This is a genomic window from Paractinoplanes pyxinae (genome assembly GCF_026626335.1).
Taxonomy (GTDB): domain Bacteria; phylum Actinomycetota; class Actinomycetes; order Mycobacteriales; family Micromonosporaceae; genus Actinoplanes; species Actinoplanes pyxinae.
The window spans coordinates 150,772-169,895 of sequence record NZ_JAPNTZ010000005.1 but is presented as its reverse complement, the minus strand read 5'-3'; the positions used below and the strand labels follow the sequence as shown (position 1 = coordinate 169,895).

General features: G+C 70.1%; 16 protein-coding genes. 10 read left to right on the top strand and 6 right to left on the bottom strand.

The window, feature by feature from the left end; all coding sequences use genetic code 11:
* Positions 1 to 81 precede the first annotated feature (81 nt).
* Positions 82 to 1,110, top strand: coding sequence for a CPBP family intramembrane glutamic endopeptidase (locus OWR29_RS15140; RefSeq protein WP_267563450.1), 1,029 nt, complete (start codon positions 82 to 84; stop codon positions 1,108 to 1,110).
* Positions 1,111 to 1,229: 119 nt separating this feature from the next.
* Here the strand turns inward: OWR29_RS15140 and OWR29_RS15135 are convergent, their stop codons facing one another.
* Both OWR29_RS15135 and OWR29_RS15130 read right to left on the bottom strand, forming a co-directional pair.
* Positions 1,230 to 1,505 carry a hypothetical protein gene (locus tag OWR29_RS15135; protein WP_267563449.1) on the bottom strand — a complete coding sequence of 92 codons (276 nt, stop codon included), beginning with the start codon at positions 1,503 to 1,505 and terminating at the stop codon, positions 1,230 to 1,232.
* 12 nt (positions 1,506 to 1,517) lie between these two features.
* Positions 1,518 to 3,281 carry a sugar phosphate isomerase/epimerase and 4-hydroxyphenylpyruvate domain-containing protein gene (locus OWR29_RS15130; protein ID WP_267563448.1) on the bottom strand — a complete coding sequence of 588 codons (1,764 nt, stop codon included), beginning with the start codon at positions 3,279 to 3,281 and terminating at the stop codon, positions 1,518 to 1,520.
* Between the two features lie 682 nt (positions 3,282 to 3,963).
* Here OWR29_RS15130 and OWR29_RS15125 point away from each other — a divergent pair.
* The 9 genes from OWR29_RS15125 to OWR29_RS15085 all read left to right on the top strand — a co-directional run bounded on the left by OWR29_RS15125 (position 3,964) and on the right by OWR29_RS15085 (position 14,610).
* On the top strand, positions 3,964 to 6,060 hold the full coding sequence (locus OWR29_RS15125; RefSeq protein WP_267563447.1) for an Agd3-related carbohydrate-binding protein: 2,097 nt from the start codon (positions 3,964 to 3,966) through the stop codon (positions 6,058 to 6,060).
* Positions 6,061 to 6,068: 8 nt separating this feature from the next.
* The gene (gene pelF, locus OWR29_RS15120) at positions 6,069 to 7,559 is read left to right on the top strand and encodes a GT4 family glycosyltransferase PelF (RefSeq protein WP_267563446.1); all 1,491 of its coding nucleotides are present in this window, start codon (positions 6,069 to 6,071) and stop codon (positions 7,557 to 7,559) included.
* Positions 7,556 to 8,956, top strand: coding sequence for a hypothetical protein (locus tag OWR29_RS15115; protein ID WP_267563445.1), 1,401 nt, complete (start codon positions 7,556 to 7,558; stop codon positions 8,954 to 8,956). Before pelF ends, OWR29_RS15115 begins: the two co-directional genes overlap by 4 nt.
* Positions 8,957 to 8,980: 24 nt before the next feature.
* Entirely contained in the window at positions 8,981 to 9,709 is a 729-nt protein-coding gene (locus OWR29_RS15110; protein WP_267563444.1) for a sugar phosphate nucleotidyltransferase, read from the top strand.
* An 82-nt stretch (positions 9,710 to 9,791) separates the two neighbouring features.
* Positions 9,792 to 10,628: an NAD-dependent epimerase/dehydratase family protein gene (locus OWR29_RS15105; protein ID WP_267563443.1), complete on the top strand. Its 837-nt coding sequence runs from the start codon at positions 9,792 to 9,794 to the stop codon at positions 10,626 to 10,628.
* An 8-nt stretch (positions 10,629 to 10,636) separates the two neighbouring features.
* Entirely contained in the window at positions 10,637 to 11,644 is a 1,008-nt protein-coding gene (locus OWR29_RS15100) for a glycoside hydrolase family 191 protein (protein ID WP_267563442.1), read from the top strand.
* A 10-nt stretch (positions 11,645 to 11,654) separates the two neighbouring features.
* Complete coding sequence (locus OWR29_RS15095; protein WP_267563441.1) at positions 11,655 to 12,962, top strand: nucleotide sugar dehydrogenase; 1,308 nt, start codon at positions 11,655 to 11,657, stop codon at positions 12,960 to 12,962.
* On the top strand, positions 12,959 to 13,915 hold the full coding sequence (locus OWR29_RS15090) for an NAD-dependent epimerase/dehydratase family protein (protein WP_267563439.1): 957 nt from the start codon (positions 12,959 to 12,961) through the stop codon (positions 13,913 to 13,915). Before OWR29_RS15095 ends, OWR29_RS15090 begins: the two co-directional genes overlap by 4 nt.
* Positions 13,912 to 14,610: an endo alpha-1,4 polygalactosaminidase gene (locus OWR29_RS15085; RefSeq protein WP_267563438.1), complete on the top strand. Its 699-nt coding sequence runs from the start codon at positions 13,912 to 13,914 to the stop codon at positions 14,608 to 14,610. The genes OWR29_RS15090 and OWR29_RS15085 overlap by 4 nt, the downstream gene beginning before the upstream one ends.
* 235 nt (positions 14,611 to 14,845) lie before the next feature.
* Here the strand turns inward: OWR29_RS15085 and OWR29_RS15080 are convergent, their stop codons facing one another.
* Genes OWR29_RS15080 through OWR29_RS15065 form a run of 4 tightly spaced genes read right to left on the bottom strand, consistent with a single transcriptional unit; the run spans position 14,846 to position 19,104 of the window.
* Positions 14,846 to 15,604, bottom strand: a complete 759-nt coding sequence (locus OWR29_RS15080) for a GNAT family N-acetyltransferase (RefSeq protein ID WP_267563437.1) — start codon at positions 15,602 to 15,604, stop codon at positions 14,846 to 14,848.
* Between the two features lie 49 nt (positions 15,605 to 15,653).
* The gene (locus tag OWR29_RS15075; RefSeq protein ID WP_267563436.1) at positions 15,654 to 17,012 is read right to left on the bottom strand and encodes an NtaA/DmoA family FMN-dependent monooxygenase; all 1,359 of its coding nucleotides are present in this window, start codon (positions 17,010 to 17,012) and stop codon (positions 15,654 to 15,656) included.
* Positions 17,005 to 18,114: an LLM class flavin-dependent oxidoreductase gene (locus tag OWR29_RS15070; protein ID WP_267563435.1), complete on the bottom strand. Its 1,110-nt coding sequence runs from the start codon at positions 18,112 to 18,114 to the stop codon at positions 17,005 to 17,007. The genes OWR29_RS15075 and OWR29_RS15070 overlap by 8 nt, the downstream gene beginning before the upstream one ends.
* Positions 18,115 to 18,117: 3 nt before the next feature.
* Positions 18,118 to 19,104: an ABC transporter substrate-binding protein gene (locus OWR29_RS15065; RefSeq protein WP_267563433.1), complete on the bottom strand. Its 987-nt coding sequence runs from the start codon at positions 19,102 to 19,104 to the stop codon at positions 18,118 to 18,120.
* Between the last annotated feature and the right edge of the window lie 20 nt (positions 19,105 to 19,124).

The window sequence follows — 19,124 nt, the reverse complement described above, 5'->3', positions numbered from 1 at the left end:
CCCTATCTATGCCCTGGGGCAGGGGTCGGTTTCCGGCCTCGGCCTGATTTGCCCACGCGCGGGCATCGACAGACTTCTCGCATGGACTATCACCGCCTTGCCCGCACCTCCGTCCACCGCTGGTGGCGGACCGTTCTCGGCACGTTGTTCATCCTCGTCGGCGGTCTGTTCCTCGCCGTGTTCGCCTATGCGGCGGTCACTCTGACCGTTCGCCTCGGCGCGCGGGCGGATCTCGCGGTCGCCTTCCTGTCCGTCGCGGCGCTGCTGCCGCTCACGCTGCTGGCGGCCCGGTGGATCCAGCGGCGGCCGGCCGGCACGCTGTCGTCGGTCACCGGGCGGCTGCGGTGGCGGTTCCTGCTCACGTTGCTGCCGGTGGCGCTGGTCGCCGTGGTGGTGCTGCTGGCCGGTGGGCTCGGGCTGGCTTCGCTGACCGGCGTCGAGGACACGGGATTGACCGACGAGCCGGCCGGGTGGGGGCCGTTCGCGCTCTCGATGGGGCTGTTGCTGCTGGTGGTGCCGGCGCAGGCGGCTGCCGAGGAGTATCTGACCCGGGGCTGGCTGCTGCAGGCGGTGGGCGCGTGGTTCCGGCGGCCGTGGGTGCCGATCGCCTTTCAAGCGCTGGTGTTCGCGGCCGCGCACGGCTGGGGGACGCCGTGGGGCTTCGCCGACCTGTTCGTCTTCGGGGCGGTGACCGGGTGGCTGACCGTGCGCACCGGCGGCCTGGAGGCGGCCATCGCCCTGCACGTGATGAACAACCTGCTCGCCACGGGGGTGGCCGCGGCGTACGACCAATTGACCATCACCGAGACGGCGGCCGACATGCCGTGGCAGATGTTCGCCGTCGACCTGCTGGTGCTGCCGGCCTACGCCTGGGTGGTGCTGAGGCTGGCCGCCTCAGGCCACGTGGCGCGCCGGGCGCAGCATGGTGAGGGCGCGCAGGGCCTCGGCGCGGGAGATGGGCTGGTCGTCCTCGGCCTGGACGGCCAGGGCCATCTCGATCGCCTGCCGGATCCAGGTGGTCTTGGGCATGTCGGCCGCCTTGGCCGCGGCGGCGACGGCCTGCTCGAGCTCGACCGGCAGCCGCAGCGAGCGGACCACCATGACCGGTGAGCCGGACGGGGGCAACGCGTCGAGCAGGGCCTGCTCGTCCTGCGGCGGGGGCTCGAAGGTGAGGCCCTGCATGAAGTCGTGAAGCTGCTCGGGGGTCCGGGGCACATCGTTGTCGTGACTCATCGGGACTCCTCCCACCGGCTGAGTTCCTTCAGCTCGTCGTCCGCCATCTCCCGCGCGCCGATGACCTTCCAGGTGAAGCCGGTGGTCTGGTAGACCGCGACGATCAGCGGCCGGCCGGCCACCGTACGGCTCCACACCGTGAGGACCGGGACACCGGTGGCGCTCATCGCCTGCCGGGGCCACCGGCGACGGGCGTCGAGCGCCTGCCACACCTCGTAGGGCTCGATGCCGGCCAGGGCGGCCAGCGCCCAGTCCTCCCATTCGTACGGCACCTGACCAGCGTACTACGCGCGTGGTACGAGGCGGCGAGCTCGATGGGCGGCCATCCGCACCGGGTCGTTGGCGAAGCCGTAGCCGCGGTAGCCGCCGATCCGCTGCACGACCTCGATGAACACCCGGTGGCCGAGCACCGGCGTGAAGAGCTGCAGGTACCGGCCGTGGGCGTCCTCGTCGTAGAGGGCGCCCAGGGCGCGGGCGGTGCCGTCCGGGCGGTCGATGCGGGCGTCGAGGTCGTCGTAGTAGTTGGCCGGGACGGCGACGGTCTCGAGGCCCTCGGCGGTGCGGGCGAGGTCGTCGGTGAGCAGGGTGAGGCTCTGCGGGTGGGGGACGGCGGGAGCCCAGTCGCCGCGGCGTAAAAGGGGGACGCTGAGCGCCAGCCGGACGCTGCGGTCGTCGTTGCGGACGGCCAAGGTGCGAACCAGGCCGAACGGCGCCGCGAACTCGCCCGCCTCGTCGTCGGTGAGGCCGAGCACGCTGCGGTAGAACAGCGCCGCCTCGTCGTAGCGGTCGAACGGCTGGGCCAGCGAGAGGTGGTCGATCCGGGTGATTCCCGATTGCCGCGTACGTGTCTCGCCCGTCGGCAGGAAGTCGGCGAGCCACCCCTGGTCGCCCCGGCAGAAGAACACCTCGGTGCCGTCCGGAGCGGCCACGGCGGTCAGGTCGGCCTCGCTCCGCCGCCGGCGCCGGGGGAGCGGCCGGGCCAGAAGTTCGGCCGCGCGGTCGGCGGACGCGGCGGGGTCGGTGCTCTCGAGCGCGAACGCCCGGATGGCGGTGTCGCCGCCGGCGCCCGAGTTGAGCAGCACCCGGGCGTCGCCCTGCTCCCACAGCTGCACGGCCTTGGAACGATGCTGGCCGGTGTGCGCGAAGCCGAGGCCGCGCAGCAGGTTCTCGAGCTGTGGCCCGGTCTCCGCGTCCACGCCGAGCTCGGCGAACGCGATCCCGGTGAGCTCGGGCGCGGGCGTCAGAGTGTCGTCGGACAGGGCGATGAGGGAGCGGCGGGCGTCGACGGCCGTGCGATGGGGATCGGCCTGGCGGAAGACGTCGTTGAACACCTCGAGCGAGAGTGGGCCGTCGTAGCCGGCGTCGAGGACGGCTCGGGTGAATCCGGTCAGGTCGAGGCGCCCCTGCAGCGGGAAGAGGCGGTGGTGGCGGCTCCACTGCAGCACGTCCATGTCGAGGCGGGGCGCGTCGGCCAGCTGCAGGAAGAAGATGCGCTCGCCGGGCAGCTCGGCGATCTTCCCGTACGCGTCGGTGCGGGACAGGACGTGGAAGCTGTCGAGGCACAGGCCGAGCGCCGGGTGATCCGCGCGGCGCACGATGTCCCACGAGTGCTCCCAGGTCGACACGTGCCGGCCCCAGGCCAGAGCCTCGTAGGCGATCCGCATGCCCCGCTCGGCCGCCAGGTCGGCCAGCCGCCGCAACTGGTCGGCCGCGAGCCCGTCGTCGTCGATCGTGTCCGGGGCGACCGAGGAGCAGATCAGCACCGTACGGGTTCCGAGCCGGCCCATCACGTCGAGCTTGGCCCGGAAGCGGCGCTCGGCGGCGGCGAAGCGGGCCGGGGGAGCGCCCTCGGCGTCGCGGAACGGCTGGTAGAGGTCGATGGTGAGCCCGAGGCCGGCCGTCCGCCGCCGGATCTCCTCGGGCGAGCTGACCGACGCGATCAGGTCGTTCTCGAAGATCTCGACCGCGTCGAACCCGGCCGCCGCGGCGGCGTCGAGCTTGTCCTCGAGCGTGCCGGACAGGCAGACGGTGGCAATGCTCGTCCGCATCACGCCTCCTATGGACGAACCAGTACGTTCACACTAGGAAGCGGCCGGGCCGGCGGCAAGGCGAGGAGCAAGTGGGCCAGGATTTTAGGATGGGAAAGGCGAGTGCCGACCACCACGTCCACCGATTCCACGACCGGCTGCAATTACCCGGCGGTAATTTGCAGAGGCAATCATCCGACGTTTCGGCGGGATGACGGACGCCTTTACGAACGGCAGACGAAAGCGAAAGAAAAATCAGACCGTTGTTCGAGAAGCTTCAATGCGGGTTCGGTGCGCACCGTCCAAGACTCACCACGCAGGGTCGATCGAAGCCGGCCTAAACGCGGCGAATGCGCGGTGAGCGAGAAGGCGGGCCATCCGTCCATACCGGACAGACCGCCGCCTAAGCCCGCGAACCGGCGCGGCGGCCGGGGTCGGGTGCGTCGTCAATAGGAGGTGCGAACTATTAACGAAAATTTGCGACGCGGCCCGGAATGGCAAGTCAGGGCGGATCGGCATTGTTTAGACGCGGGTCGAACATAAAAGGCGGATACCACCAGGGACGACGGTGGTCAACATCCGGGAATGGTCGTCGTGGAGACAGGCCGATCGACCCCCGCCAATCCTTAATTCTTGCTTAGACTCGCCGTCGGCCCGCCCGCTCCGCGTTCCCCCCACCGCCCACCACTGTGGAGGCTGCCCGATGGCTGCTGCCCGCACATCCGTACGCGCCCTGATCGCCGCCCTGTGCGCCGGCGCTCTCGCCATAGCCGCCGTCCCGTCCGCGGCCGTGGCCAAGCCCGCCGGCCCCAAGGCCCCGCACGTTCCCGGTTTCGGCCAGGTCGCCCCGCCTCGGGTCAAGCCGCCGGCCCCGCTGCCCAAGCGCACCGGCAAAGTCACCATCGCCAAAGCGAAGACCGCAGCCAAGACCGCAACCAAGGCCGCCGGGCTCAACGACCGCACCGCCTTGCGCGCGCTGGTCGTCGCGACCAACCAGGACGACTTCGGCGTGCCCACCTGGAAGACCACGCTCGACCGGCTCGGCGCCGCCTACGACGTGCTCTACAGCGCGAGCACGCCGCTGACCGTCGACTCGCTCGTGCGGGCGGACGGCACCGGCAAGTACAACGCGATCCTGCTGACGAACACGATGCTCGTGTACGCCGACGGCGGCAGCTACCTCAACGGGCTCGACGCCGGCGAGTGGAACATTCTCTGGGCGTACGAAAGGAACTTCGGGGTTCGGCAGGCCGCGCTCTACACCAGTTACGGCAGCTGGCCCGAGGACTACTGCCTGCGCTCGGCCGGCGAGACGTCGATCGGTGACACCCCGCTCGACGTGAGCCTCACGAGCGCCGGCGCCGGGGTGTTCGACTACCTGAAGGCCGGCGTCACCGTGCCGGTCGTGCAGTCGTACGTCTACAAGACCTCGATCGCCCCGGGCTGCGCGGCCGATCCGATCGCCACCGACGGCACGAACGTCCTCGGGGTGCGCAGCACGTCGACCGACGGCCGGGAGCGGCTGGCCCTGACGTTCACGCTCAACCAGTACCTGCTGCAGTCGGACGTGCTCGTCTACGGGCTCGTGCGGTGGGCGACCAAGGGGCTGTTCCTGGGCGAGCAGCGGCACTTCCTGAACGTCGACATCGACGACTGGTTCAACACAGCCGACCACTACTACCCGGACGGCCACATCGAGTACGACCCGGGCTTCAAGGTCACGGCGCACGACATGGTGAACCTGGACCAGCGGCAGGACGCGCTGGGCAACGGCTTCAAGTACAACCTGGCCTTCAACGGGGCCGACATCGACCCGTTCGCGGGCAACCAGTGCAGCCCGAACGGCGGCATCAACGAGCTCACGGCCACCACCAAGTGTCTGGCCGGCGATTTCCGCTGGCTCAACCACACGCTCAATCACCCCGAGCTCAACCACACCAGCTACGCCGACACGTACGCCGAAATTCTCGACAACCGCAACGCGGGCGCGGCGATCGGCCTGACCGAGTCGGCCGGGGTGCTCAAGACGCCCGAGTACTCGGGTCTGGGCGTCTACACGGTCGACCCCGACGACGACACCGGCGTGCCGGTCGACCACGGGCTGCAGGGCTCGAATCCGGAGCTGCTGCGGGCGGCCAAGGACCTGGGCATCAAGTACCTGCACGGCAACTTCTCGTTCGCCAGCCATCAGCCCGCCCACTTCAACGCGTCGATCCCACACCCGCTGGAGCCGACCGTCGAAATTGTGCCGGACTGGCCCACGAACATCGCGTACTTCGTGACCACGCCCGAGGAGGAGACGGCGTTCTACAACTCCTTCTACGGACCGGACGGCAAGTTCCCGTACTGGCCGACCAACCGCACGTACGAGCAGATCCTCGACTACGAGACCGGGATCGCGTTGCAGCACGTGGCGGCGGGCGGGGTCAACACGCACACCTTCCACATCGCAAACGTCAACGACTACGGCAACGGACGCACGCTCGTGACCGACTGGACCGAGGCGGTCGCGGCGAAATTCGCCGAGCTGTACGCGGTTCCGCTGCTCAACCTGGACTGGGCCGACCTCGGCGCGTACGCGAGTGAGCGGACCGCCCACTTCGGGCAGCTGTCGGCGGGCGTCGAGGCCGTCTACGACCGGTCCACCGGCGAGGTGACGGTGTCGTCGCCGGCCGCGGGCACGGTTCAGGTCGGCGGTGTCCAAGGGGCGAATTCCCGTTCCTACGGTACGGATGTCACGACCCCGATCGTGCTGGCCGCGGGCACAGCCGTGACGGTGACGGCCGCGCCGCGGGCCTGAGAACGACCATGCGGATCGCGCTGGTGTCGGAGGGCACCTACCCGTACGCGATGGGCGGCGTCAGCATCTGGTGCGAGCAGCTCATCCGCGGGATGCCGGACTACCGCTGGGAGGTCGTCGCGCTCACCGTCGACGGCTCCGAGCAGTCGGTCTTCGACAGCCCGGCCAACCTGGACGGGGTGCACCCGATCCCGTTGTGGGGCGGGCTCCGCGCGAAGCGGCGGGGCGACCGGCACGGCAGCGCGTTCACCGGGCCGTACGAGATGTTCCTGCGCGCGCTCATCACACCGCTGGAATCCGTACGGCCCGAACAGGGGCGCGGCTTGTTCCTGCTCGCCCTGCGGGGCCTGTGGGAGTACGCCGAGTCGGGCGGCGACCTGGGCGAGGCGCTGGTCTCGAACGAGGCGGTGACGATGATGCTCGACGCGTGGCGCGACCTGCGCGTCGAGTCGACCGGCCCGCCGCCCACGGTGGCCGACGCCGTGCAGGCGACCTGGCTGCTCGAGCACATGCTGCGGCCGCTGAGCGCGCCGGCCATCGAGGCCGACATCGTGCACTGCTCGATGAACGGGCTGTCGATGCTGGTGGCGATGGTGGCCAAGTGGAAGCACGGCACGCCGCTGGTGATGAGCGAGCACGGCATCTACCTGCGCGAGCGGTACATGGCCTATCTGCATGACGACGCACCCCATGCCGTACGGGTCATGGCGCTCAGCTTCTTCCGGTCCCTGGCCGGCGCGGCGTACCTGATCACCGACGTGCTCGCGCCGCACTCGGCGTACAACCGGCGCTGGCAGTTGCACAACGGCGCCGACCCGGAACGCATGTGGACGATGTACAACGGCGTGGAGCCGGCCGACTTCCCGGCCGCCACCTCCGAGCCGGCCGTGCCGACCATCGCCTTCATGGGCCGGGTCGACCCGCTCAAGGACCTGCACACGCTGATCCGCGCGTTCGCCATCGTGCGCGCGAAGATCCCGGCCGCGCGGCTGCGCATCTTCGGCGGCACGCCCGCGGTCAACCGGCTCTACCACGAGTCGTGCCAGGCGCTGATCACCGAGCTCGGGCTGGACGGCGCGGCCGTGCTGGAGGGCCGGATCGAGCGGGCCGTCGACGCCTACCACGCCGGCAGCATCGTGGCGCTGACCAGCATCTCGGAAGGCTTCCCGTACACGGTGGTGGAGGCCATGGCGTGCGGGCGGCCCACGGTTTGCACGAACGTGGGCGGGGTGGCCGAGGCGGTCGGCGACACCGGCCGGGTGGTGGCGCCGCGCGACCACGTGGCCGTGGCCGAGGCCTGCATCGAGCTGCTGAGCGACGATCAGCTGCGGTACAACCTCGGGTTCGCGGCCCGGGCGCGGGTTCTCGAGCACTTCACGCTCGCGCAGTCGCTGCAGATGTACCGGGACGTCTACGAGCGGCTGGCCCGCCCGATCGAGGGACCGAACCCGTTGCCGCGCCTGCGACCGGCCGCCCCGGCCTGGGCTGGTCTGCGATGACCGTCGAGAAGGAGGCCCCGGCGGCGCCGGCGACCCACCCGGTCGTCCTGCCCCGCATCTCCACCGACCCGCTGGACACGCTCGTCGACCGGGTGCGGCCGGTGCTGGCCCGGGCGGTGGAACCGTTGCAGGTGGCGGCGGCGCTGGAGGCCGACGGCGTCACCGACCGCAACGCCCGCGTCGAATACGGCTTCCCGGACGTCTTCGCGCTGGCCCAGGAGGTGTTCCGCCGCCTCGGTCCGCCCGCCGACGACCCGCCGGCGCCGGCCGCCAGCGGGCACGGCCGCCGGCAGGTGACCCGGCTGCTGCTGCACGGGCCGCTCTACGCTCTGCCCAGCGCGGTGTTCCCGGCCGTGCTGGCGGTGCTGGGCGAGCGCAACGCGCTGATCGCCCTGACCACGGCCGGCGTTGTCGGCTGGGCTCTCGCTGGGACGGTCGCCTATGCCGCGTACAAGCTGCTGGGCGCGAACCGGCCGCACCGGGCGGCCCGGTTGCTCCGCTTCTCGGCGCTGGCCGCGCCCGCGGTCGGCGTGCTCATCGGGTTGTGCGTCGGCGGCACCTGGGAGCTGATCGTCCTGGCCGCGGGGCAGCTGAGCTACCAGCTGGCCGGGACCGTGCTCATGTTCTATCGCCGGGAACTGTGGCAGGCGCTCGCGATGGTGCCCGCTGTGGTGGCGGGCGTGGTCTATCTCGTGAACGAGGACATCCTGGCGCCGGCGCTGATCACGGGCGGGGCAGGGGTCGCGGCCGCCTATGCCGCCGCGCTGTGGTCGACCCGCGGGCACGGCAGCGGGGAGCCCGCGTTCGGGCACGACCGGAAGAAGCTTGCCGGCGTTACGGCGTACGGAATTCTTTCGGCCCTTCTGCTTCTGCACGCCGCCCTGCCGTACCTGCCGAACCGGATCGACATCGCGCTCGCCGTGGCCCCGCTGATCTTGTCGATGGGGTTCGTCGAGTGGCGGGCCGAGCGGTTCCGCGGCCGCGCGCTCGAGCTGACCCGGACGAGCCGCAGCCCGCGCGACTTCGAACGGCGGCTCGGGCAGCGCATCGGCCGGGAACTGCTCGTGTGCATGGGCGTGGCCGCCGCGCTCGGTCTGGTGCTGATTCTGGTGCTGCAGACGCGCGACCCGGCCGTGTTCGTGATGATCGGCGCGCACGTCCTGCTCGCCGGCGCCTACTACGTCGCCTTCCTGCTGGCCGGATTCGAGCACTTCGGCCGGCTCTGCGCCTCGCTGATCGCCGCCCTGACGCTGCACCTCGGCGTCGTGGCCCTGCTCGGCCGTCCGGTCGCCCCACTGACCGACACGGTGCTCTTCGGGGGCAGCGTGCTCGCCCTGCTGTCGCTGTTCCTGCTCGGCCTGGCCCCGTCCGTCCGCCAGGTGCGCCACTACCGGTAGACCACTGGAAAGGAGCGGATCTGCATGCACGCGGTGATTCTCGCCGGAGGCAAGGGAGTGCGGCTGCGCCCGTACACCACCACGCTGCCCAAGCCCCTCATGCCCATCGGCGACAAGCACGCGATCCTGGAGATCGTCCTGGAACAGCTCGCCTCGTGCGGGTTCACGTCGGTGACCCTGGCCATCAACCACCTCGGCCCGCTCATCAAGGCCTTCGTCGGCGACGGCGCCCGGTGGGGGCTGCGCGTCGGCTACATCGAGGAGGACCGGCCATTGTCGACGGTCGGGCCGCTGTTCGCGCTCAAGGACAGCCTGCCCGAGCAGTTCGTGGTGATGAACGGCGACGTGCTGACCGACCTCGACTACGCCGACCTGCTCAACCAGCACACGGTCTCGGGCGCCGGGCTGACCGTGGCCATTGCCGAGCGCACCCACAAGGTGGAGTTCGGGGTGCTCGACGTGGAGGCCTCGCAGATCGTCGGCTTCCGCGAGAAGCCCAGCCTGCGGTATCAGGTGAGCATGGGCGTGTACGGGATGAGCCGGCGTACGCTGGCTCCGTACCCGGCCGGGCGGCCCTTCGGATTCGACGAGCTGGTGCTCGATTTGCTGGCTCGACGGGACAACCCGTCGACGTACCCGTTCACGGGGTTCTGGCTCGACATCGGGCGGCCGGAGGACTACGACGAGGCGAACCGCAGCTTCGAACAGCTACGGCCCATCCTGCTGCGCGACCGGGCCGGTGAGCCGGTATGAGGATTCTTTGCGGGGTGCTTGCGGGCTTTCGGGGCGTCGCGCTCGGGGGCTTTCGGGACGCGGCTTGTTCGGCGGTGGCGGCATGAGGATTCTGCTGTTCGGGTCGTCTGGGTTCATCGGGCGGCACGTGCGGGCGGCGCTCGCGGACGTGGGCTCGTTGGTGTGCCCGGGGCGGGATCGGCACGACCTCGTCAACGGTGATGTCGCTTCGCTTAAGCAGCTGGTGAGCGAGGAGCGGCCGGATGTGGTCGTTTGCTGCGTGGGGGCGCTGACCGGCACCTCCGCGCAGCTTGTGCAGGCCAACACCATGGTGGCGGCGAAGCTGCTCGAAGCCGCGCCGGATGCGCGGCTGGTGCGTCTGGGGTCGGCGGGGGAGTACGGCGTGACGCCGCACGGATCCGCCGTCGGCGAGGACGACCGCACGGAGCCGGTGGGGGCGTACGGGATCAGCCACCTCGCCGGGACGCGGTTGTTCGCGCTGGCCGAGAACGCGGTGTCGCTGCGGGTGTTCAACCCGATCGGCGCCGGGCAGCCGGCCGAGAACGTGCTGGGGCGGGTGGCCGCGCTCATTCGCGACGGGCAGACGTCGCTGTCGCTCGGGCCGCTGGGGGCGTACCGGGACTTCGTCGACGTGCGGGACGTGGCGTCGCTGATCCGGGCCGTGGTGGTCGCCGACTCCGTGCCGTCGCGGGTCTACAACGCCGGCAGCGGGCGGGCGGTGACCGTACGCGAGGCGGTCGGGATGCTCACCGAGGAGGCCGGCTGGAGCGGCGAGATCCTCGAGGCGCTGGCCGGGCCGCAACGCTCGGCGGCGGTCAACTGGATCCAGGCCGACATCAGCCGGGTCGCCGCCGATCTGGGGTGGAAGCCCGCGCATTCGCTGAGCGCCTCGATCAGCAGCATCTGGACCGGCGCGTGAGAGGGGCGGTGACGGTCGCGGCAACGGTGCTCCTGGCCGTCGCCGCCTGCAGCACGCCGTCCGACCCGGCGCCCGCGCCCGACGATTCGCTCACAACCGCGCAGTCCGGCCCTGCACCTTCGCTCAACGAGACGCCCGACCCTGCACGTTCGCTCAACCAAACGCTCAACCCGACGGCCGACCCTGCACGTTCGCTCAACTCCGCGCATCAACCGACGGCTTGGGCCTATCAGCTGCAGAACTACAAGAACGACCGGCTCGACGAGCTGGCCGCCGGCCGGTATCAGACGGTGGTGATCGACCTTGCACGCGACGGACACTCCGGATGGTTCACTTCGGCCGAGATCGCTCATGTTCGTGCAACCGGCAAGCGCGTGCTCGCGTACTTCGAGATCGGCAGCATCGAGAACTTCCGGCCGGAGTACCCGGGGCTCGACCGGGACCTGATCGCCAACGAGTGGACCGACTGGCCGGGCGAGTACTTCGTGCGCTACTGGGATGAGCGATGGTGGCGCTCGGTTGTCCGTTCGCGCATCGATCGCGCGCTGTCGGCCGGCTTCGACGGCGCCTATCTGGACACCCCGTTGGCGTACGAGGAAATTTCGCTCAGCTTCGCTCAGGGAAACGACCGGAACGCGCTCGCGCTGAAGATGGCCTCGCTCATCGCGCGCATCAGCGCGTACGCGAAAGCTCGTGACCCTGACTTTCTGGTCGTCCCGCAGAACTCGCCGGAACTGCGGCACCAGCCCGGCTACACCGCCGCGATCGACGGCATCGGCATGGAGGAGCTGTTCTTCAAAGCCACCGACGAGCGCTGCGCCGAGGACTGGTGCGCCGAGAACCTGGCCGACACCCGGGCGCTGCGCGACGCCGGCAAGTTCGTGCTCAGCGTCGACTACGCGACGAGGCCGGCCGACGTGCGCGCCGCTTGCGACCACTACGCATCCGAACGCTTCACCGGCACGGTCACCGTGCTCGACCTGGACCGTCCCGGTCCGCCCTGCCCCAGGAAATGAGGAGAACCGCATGCCACAGACGATCGGAGTCGTCGGCCTCGGCTACGTCGGTCTGACGCTGACCGCCGCGCTGGCCGACAAGGGGTACGTCGTGCACGGCGCCGACGTGTCCAACCATGTGCTCGACACGCTCGCGCAGGGCCGGTCGCACATCTTCGAACCGGGCGTGGAGGACATCTTCGCGCAGCGGGTCGGCCGGAACGTGCACGTCGCCGAGACGCTGCCACGGGACACCGTCGACGTCGCCGTCATCAGCGTCTCGACGCCGGTCGACGAGGCCACCCGGCGCCCGAACCTGGCCAACCTGGCCGCCGCCGCGCGCAGCGTCGCCGCCACCTGCAAGCCGGGCACGCTGGTGGTCGTGCGCAGCACCGTGCCGGTCGGCACCAGCCGCCGGGTCGTGCTGCCCGAGCTGCGGGCCGCCTGGGGCGACGACGTGAAGCTGGTGATGGCGCCCGAGCGCACCATCCAGGGGCAGGCGCTGCGCGAACTGGTCGAGCTGCCGCAGGTCGTGGGCGGCCTCGACGAGGCTTCGACCCAGGCCGGGCTCGAGTTCTTCGGCGGCCTCGCGCACACCGTCGTGCCGGTCTCCAGCCTGGAGGCGGCCGAACTGGTGAAGCTGTCCAACAACTGCCACACCGACCTGATCTACTCGTTCGGCAACGAGATCGCGCTCATCGCCGAGCAGCACGGGCTCGACCCGCTCGAGGTGATCCGGGCAGCCAATGTGGACTACCCGCGGCCCGACCTGTCGAAGCCGGGGTACGTGGGCGGCGGCTGCCTGTCGAAAGACCCGTACATCATGCTGGACAGCGCCGGCGGCTACACGCCGTTCCTGGTCGGGCAGGCTCGCGCACTGAACGAGCACCTTCCCAAGCACGTGGCCGAGACTGTTGTTCGTTTGCTGCGCGAATTGCGCGGGGAGACGCGCGGTCTGCGGCTGGCGGTGCTCGGATGGGCGTACAAGGGTTGGCCGCCCACCGACGACATGCGCGGGACGCCGATCGCCACGATGATGCCGATCTTCTCGGCGGCCGGCATCACCGTCACCGGGCACGACCCGATGGTCACGGCCGAGGTGGTGCGGCAGTACGGCGGCGACCCGATCAGCCTCGACAAGGCGTTCGCCGACAGCGACGCCGTGCTGGTCATCAACGACCACCCCGACTACCGGGCGCTCGACGTGAGCGCTCTGCTCGGCGACGCGCGTCCGGCGCTCGTCTTCGACTCGTGGCGCATCCTCGACGGCGAAGCCATCCGCGAGCTGGGCATCCGCTACGCCGGGCTCGGCTACCTGCCGGCCGAGGTGACCGCATGAGGGCGCTCCTGCTCGGCGGGGCCGGCTTCATCGGCCTGCACCTGGCCCGGCGGCTCGTGGCCGACGGCTACGAGGTGACGATCGTCGACGACTTCTCGCGGGGGCGCTCGGACAGCGACCTCGGCGCGCTGGACGTGAACGTGATCTCGGGTGACCTGACCGATCCGGCCTTCTACGCCGGGCTGGAACACGGCTGGGACCAGATCTACCTGCTCGCCGCCGTCGTCGGGGTGCGCAACGTCGAGAAGGATCCGGCGCGGGTCGTCCGGGTGAACACGCTCGTGGCGATGCACCTGCTCGACTGGATCGAACCGGGGGAGCGGGTCTTCTTCGCGTCGACCAGCGAGGTCTACGCAGGCGGGGTCGACGCCGGCATCGTCCCCGTGCCCACGCCCGAGAAGATCCCGACCATGATCTCCGACATAACTGCACCCCGATTCGCGTACGCGGCCAGCAAGCTCCTCGGTGAGGCGGCGTTCATCCACACGGCGCGCGCGAAAGGGTTCGACGCTGTCGTCGGTCGCTTTCACAACGTGTACGGGCCGCGGATGGGCGCCGATCACGTGATCCCGGAGATGTCGCTCCGCGCGCGTTCCGGCGAGGACCCGTTCCGGGTGCCCGGAGCCGACCAGTTCCGCGCGTTCTGCCACGTCGACGACGCGGTCGAGGCGATGGTGCGGCTGATGGCCACGCCCGAGGCGGCCGGCCAGATCGTGCACATCGGCAACGACCGCGAGGAGACGAACATCGGCGACCTGGCGAAGCTGGTGCTACGCGTGTCCGGCACTACTGCCGCGATCTCGCCTTCGTCCGCGCCGCCTGGATCGGTGCGGCGGCGCTGCCCTGACCTGTCGAAACTGCGGGAACTGACCGGGTACGAGCCGTCGGTGACGCTGGAGGAAGGCGTGCGGACGACGTACGCCTGGTACGCGGAGCACGGGAGGCCGGCATGACCGAGGAACGCGCGCCGATCTGCTTCTACTACGGCAACGGCAAACTGCTGGAGCTGGCCGAATATCCCCGCGTGGTGCTGCAGCCCGACTTCTACAACGCCGAGGAGATCGCGTACCTCAAAGGCAAGGGCGTGCACTGCCTGGCCTACCTGACCCTGTCCGAGGACACCGGGCCGCCCGCCGACTGGCAGCGCGTCGAGGTGAACCCCGACTGGGGCGGCAAGTTCGTGCACGTGGACCATCCCGGCTGGGTGTCGCACGTGGTCGGGCAGGCCCGGGCGGCGCTGGCGGCTGGGTTCGACGGGCTGTTCCTGGACACGCTCAACGTCGAGCTGACCTTCCCCGAGGACGTGCCGCACCTGCTCACCCTGGTCGCGGCCGTGCGGGCGGTGTCGGAGTCGGCGTACATCCTGGCCAACCGCGGCTTCGGCATGCTGCCCCGGCTGGCCGAACTGGTCGACGGCGTGGTGTTCGAGTCGTTCTCGGCCCGCTGGACCGAGGACGGCTACGCCCCGTGGCCGCCCGACGTGCTGGAGTTCCACGCCCAGATCGCCGAGCAGCTGCTGCGGCTCGAACTAGACCTGTACGCGCTGGACTACGCCGACGACCCGGGCCTCACGGACTTCGCCATCCGCCGGGCCCGCCAGTTCGGCATGCAGTGCATCGTCAGCGACCGCGCCCTGTCCCGAGTCTGACCGTTCGCTCATCAACGCTCATCGCAAACGCTCACTCGCCGACCGCCCCGCCCGGAGCGCTCAGCGAGTGAGCGTTGCTGCGCGTTCGCTCACTGAGTGAGCGTTGTTGCGCGTTCGCTCACTGAGTGAGCGTTGTTGCGCGTTCGCTCACTGAGTGAGCGTTGTTGCGCGTTCGCTCACTGAGTGAGCGTTGCTGCGCGAACGCTCAACGAGTGAGCGTTGTTGGCGCAAGCGATCAGAGTGCGCTTTTGTACAGGGCGAAGGTTGTTCGTTTGCGCAGGCGGAAGCCGATCGACTCGTACAGGCGGATGGCGTTCGTGTTGGCGGCCGACGTGTGCAGGAACGGGATCTCGCCGCGGTCGCGGATGCCGGCGGCGACCGCGCGCACGAGGCGGGTGGCCAAGCCCTGGCCGCGGTGGGCCGGGTCGGTGCAGACGGCGCTGATCTCAGTCCAGCCCGGCGGGTGCAGGCGCTCGCCGGCCATCGCGATGAGCCTGCCCTCGCGCCGTACGCCCAGATACGTGCCAAGCTCGATCGTTCGTTGCCGGAACGGGCCGGGCTGGGTGCGCTCGATCAGGTCCAGGATCTCCGGCACGTCGGGCGGGCCCAGCAGCCGTGCCTCGGGGAACGGCTCGGCGCGCAACGACTCGTCCACGAGCTGCACCCCGCCTACCTCGCCGGCTAGCTGCCAGCCGGGGTGCTCCGCCGGGACCGGTCCGGCCACCGCCACCTCGGCGGCCGGACCGGTCAGCTCGGCGAGGTCGGCCCAGGCCTGCGGATCCTCCGGGTCCTCCAACGCATGGAACGGCGCCACGTCGACCTGATACCGCACCGCCCGGCCGTAGAACTGAGCGAACCGCGAGTGGGTGCCCCGCAACGACTCCCAGACCGCATTGTCCAGAACGGCGTACTCGGCGCCGCCGAGGTTGTCGGCAACGCGTTCCCGTCGGGGCTGGCTGCCGTCCAGGTTGGTGGACGACGAGACGGCCGTCATCGGACCACCTCGACCGGCCCGTAGTGGTCTCCGCCCGTCGGCGTCCTCATCACGCCACCTCGCGGATGGGGCGGTCGGGCACGGCCAGGCCCAGGTGGTCGCGCAGGGTGGGGCCGGAGTACTCGGTGCGGAAGACGCCGCGTTCCTGCAGGAGGGGAACCACCGTGTCGGCGAACTCGTCGAGACCACCCGGGGTTACGTGCGGGACCAGGATGAAGCCGTCGCTGGCGTCCTGCTGCACGAGCTCGTTGATCGAGTCGGCGACCGTGGTGGCCGAGCCGATGAACGTCTGCCGCCCGGTGACTTCGATGATGAGCTCGCGGATCGACAGCTTCTCGGCGGTGGCCCGCTCGCGCCACTCGTTGGCCACCGCGATCGGGTCGCGGTGCATGCGGACGCTGGCCCGGCCGCGGGCGATGTGCTGGTCGGACACGTCGGGGTCGACTTCCGGCAGCGGGCCGTCGGGGTCGTACGCGGAAAGGTCCCGGTTCCACAGCTGCTCGAGGAACTTGATCGCGGTGGCCCCGCTGACCTGCTGCTTGCGCACGATGCGCGCTTTCTCTTGCGCGTCTGTGTCCGTGTCGCCCAGAACGAACGTCGCCGCGGGCAGGACGAGCAGTTCGTCGCGCTCACGGCCGTACGTCGCTAGGCGGCCTTTGACGTCGGCGTAGAACTTCTGGCCCTCTTGGAGCGTGCCGTGCCGGCTGAAGATGGCGTCGGCGGTGGCCGCGGCGAACTCGCGGCCCGCGTCGGAGTCGCCGGCCTGCAGGATCACCGGGCGGCCCTGCGGGCTGCGCGGCACGTTGAACCGGCCCGCGATGTCGAAGTGCTGGTCGGTGTGCCGGAACTCGCCGGCGTGCGGATCGCGCAGGAACACGCCGTTCGCCTTGTCGGCCGCGATCGCGTCGGCCGGCCATGAGTCGAAGAGTTCCTTGGCCGTCTCGAGGAACTGCGTCGCCCGCGTGTACCGGTCACCTTCGGCCAGGAAGCCGCCGCGCCGGAAGTTCTCGCCGGTGAACGCGTCCCACGAGGTGACGACGTTCCAGGCGGCCCGCCCGTCGGAGAGGTGGTCGAGGCTGGCGAACTGCCGGGCCACCTCGTACGGCTCGTTGAAGGTGGAGTTGATGGTGCCGGCCAGCCCGAGGTGGGTGGTGACGGCGGCCAGCGCGGCCAGCACGGTGAACGTGTCCGGCCGCCCGACCACGTCCAGGTCGTAGATCTGCCCGCCCTGCTCGCGCAGACGCAGGCCCTCGGCCAGGAAGAAGAAGTCGAACTTGGCGCGCTCGGCCGTCTGGGCCAACTTGACGAAGGAGTCAAATTCGATGTGGCTGCCGGCCGCCGGGTCGCTCCAGACGGTGGTGTTGTTGACGCCGGGGAAGTGCGCGGCGAGGTGGATCTGCTTAGGCAACGCGGGCTCCTTCGGCGTAGCGGTTGGCCGGCCGTGGAAGACCGAGCAGGCCGCGCAGGGTGGACGCCTCGTACTCCGTACGGAAAACGCCGCGCGACCGAAGCTCGGGGACCAGCCCCCGAGTGATCCCGCGCAGGTCGGCCGGCAGCCGCCCGGGGCGCAGCCGGAAGCCGGTGAGCCCGGCCGCCTGCCACTCCAGCAGCAAGTCGGCGAGTTGTGACGGCGTACCGGAAAAGACCGCGGCGTCCGACGTGAACGGCTCGACCGTGAAGCCCGGCGAGGTCGGCTCGAGGAAGACCACCAGGTCTCCGAAGACGTGTTTCACGTCGACCTGACCGACGATCTGCCGGGCGTTGTCCACATCCGTCGGCGTCACATACGCGACGTCGGCCGCGCGTGAGGCGAACCGGTAGGGGATCTCGGCGTGGCCGAGCGCGGTCACGACCGGCTGGCCCTGCGGCGGCCGCGGCGTGATGGAAGGGCCTTTCACCGAGAAGAACCGGCCCTCGAAGTTCACGTAGTGAACCTTGTCGCGGTCGATGAACCGTCCGGTGGCGGCGTCGCGGATCTCGGCGTCGTCCTCCCAGCTGTCCCAGAGCCGCCGCACCGCCTCTACGTAGTCGGCGGCCTCGTCGAACAGATCGGCGACCACCTGCTGGTCCAGGTTCGCGGGATCGAGCGCCGGGATCTGCCGCCGGCCGAAGTGCGCGGCCTCGTTCGACCGCGCCGAAAGCTGCACCCGCCAGCCGGCCCGGCCCCGGCTCACGTAGTCGAGCGTGGCGATCGCCTTGGAGATGTGGAACGGCTCGGTGTGGGTGACGGTCGCGGTCGGCACCAGGCCGATGTTGTGTGTGAGTGGAGCAACCCGGGAGGCGATGAGCACGGCGTCCAGCCGCCCCTGCACGTGAGCCGGGTCGTCGCTCTGCACGCCCAGCGCGTCCTCGATGGTGACGAAGTCGAGCTTGCCCGCCTCGGCCTCGGCGACCAGACCTGTCCAGTAACGAGCGGTGAAGATGTCCGCCGGTTGCGCTTCTTGTTCGCGCCAGGCGGCGGGATGCCAGCCCGCGCCGTCCAGAGCGACGGCCAGATGCAGATTCGGCATGGGTTACTTCCCCTCGATCGGCAGGCCGGGCGGGTTGATCTCGGAGGTGTCCACGGTCTCGTTGGCCAGGTTCCAGCGGTCCAGGATCTTCTGGTAGTCGCCCGACTTGATCAGCTCGTTGATCGCCGCGGCGTACGCCTCGACCAGCCCGCTGCCCTTCTTCGTGGTGATCGCGATCTTGCCCTGCAGCGTGGAGCCGGCCCCGGAGTAGGTGCCGACGATCTCGGTCTGCCCGGCCGTGGCCACGTGGTAGGCCGAGGTCGGGTTGGGCCCGAGGTAGCCGTCGATCGCGCCCGACCCGAGGGCCAGGTAGGTCGCCTGGTTGGTCTGGTAGTACTTGATGTCGACCTTGGGCAGGCCCTGCTTGACGGCCTCCTCGCTCCACTCGACGAGGATCTTCTCCTGGTTGGTGCCGGAGCCGACGGCGATCTTCTTGCCGGCCACGTCCTTCGGGCCGGTCACCTTCCAGCCGCTGCCCTTCTTGGCCTCGAAGGCGAGCTCGTCCTTGCGGTAGGTGGCGAAGTCGTACTTCTGCTTGCGTTCCTCGGTGACGGTGATGTTCGAGGCGCCCAGGTCGTACTTGCCGCTGTCGAGCCCGATGAACAGGTTCTCCCAGCTGGTGTTCTGAAGGTCAGGTTCCAGGCCCAGTACGCCGGCCACGGCCACCGCGATGTCGGGCTCGCTGCCGATGAGCGTCTTGTTGTCGGTGGCGGTGAACGCCAGGGGCGGGAAGCCCGCACCGGCCGCCCCGACGCCGACCGTGAGCTTGCCCTTCGTACGGATGGCCTCGGGAACCAGGTTGGCGATGGCGTCGACCTTGGCCGGCACGATGCGCTGCTGATCGGGACCGTCGTTGATCTTCACGGTCTGACCCGTGTCGGTGTCGATGGCGGCAGCGGCCTTCGGTGCCTCCTCCGGGGCGGAGCAGCCGGCGATCGCAACGAGCCCGGACGTGAGCGCGGCGGCCAGCAGGACGGTTCTTCTACGCATGTGTTTCTCCTGAAGAAGGG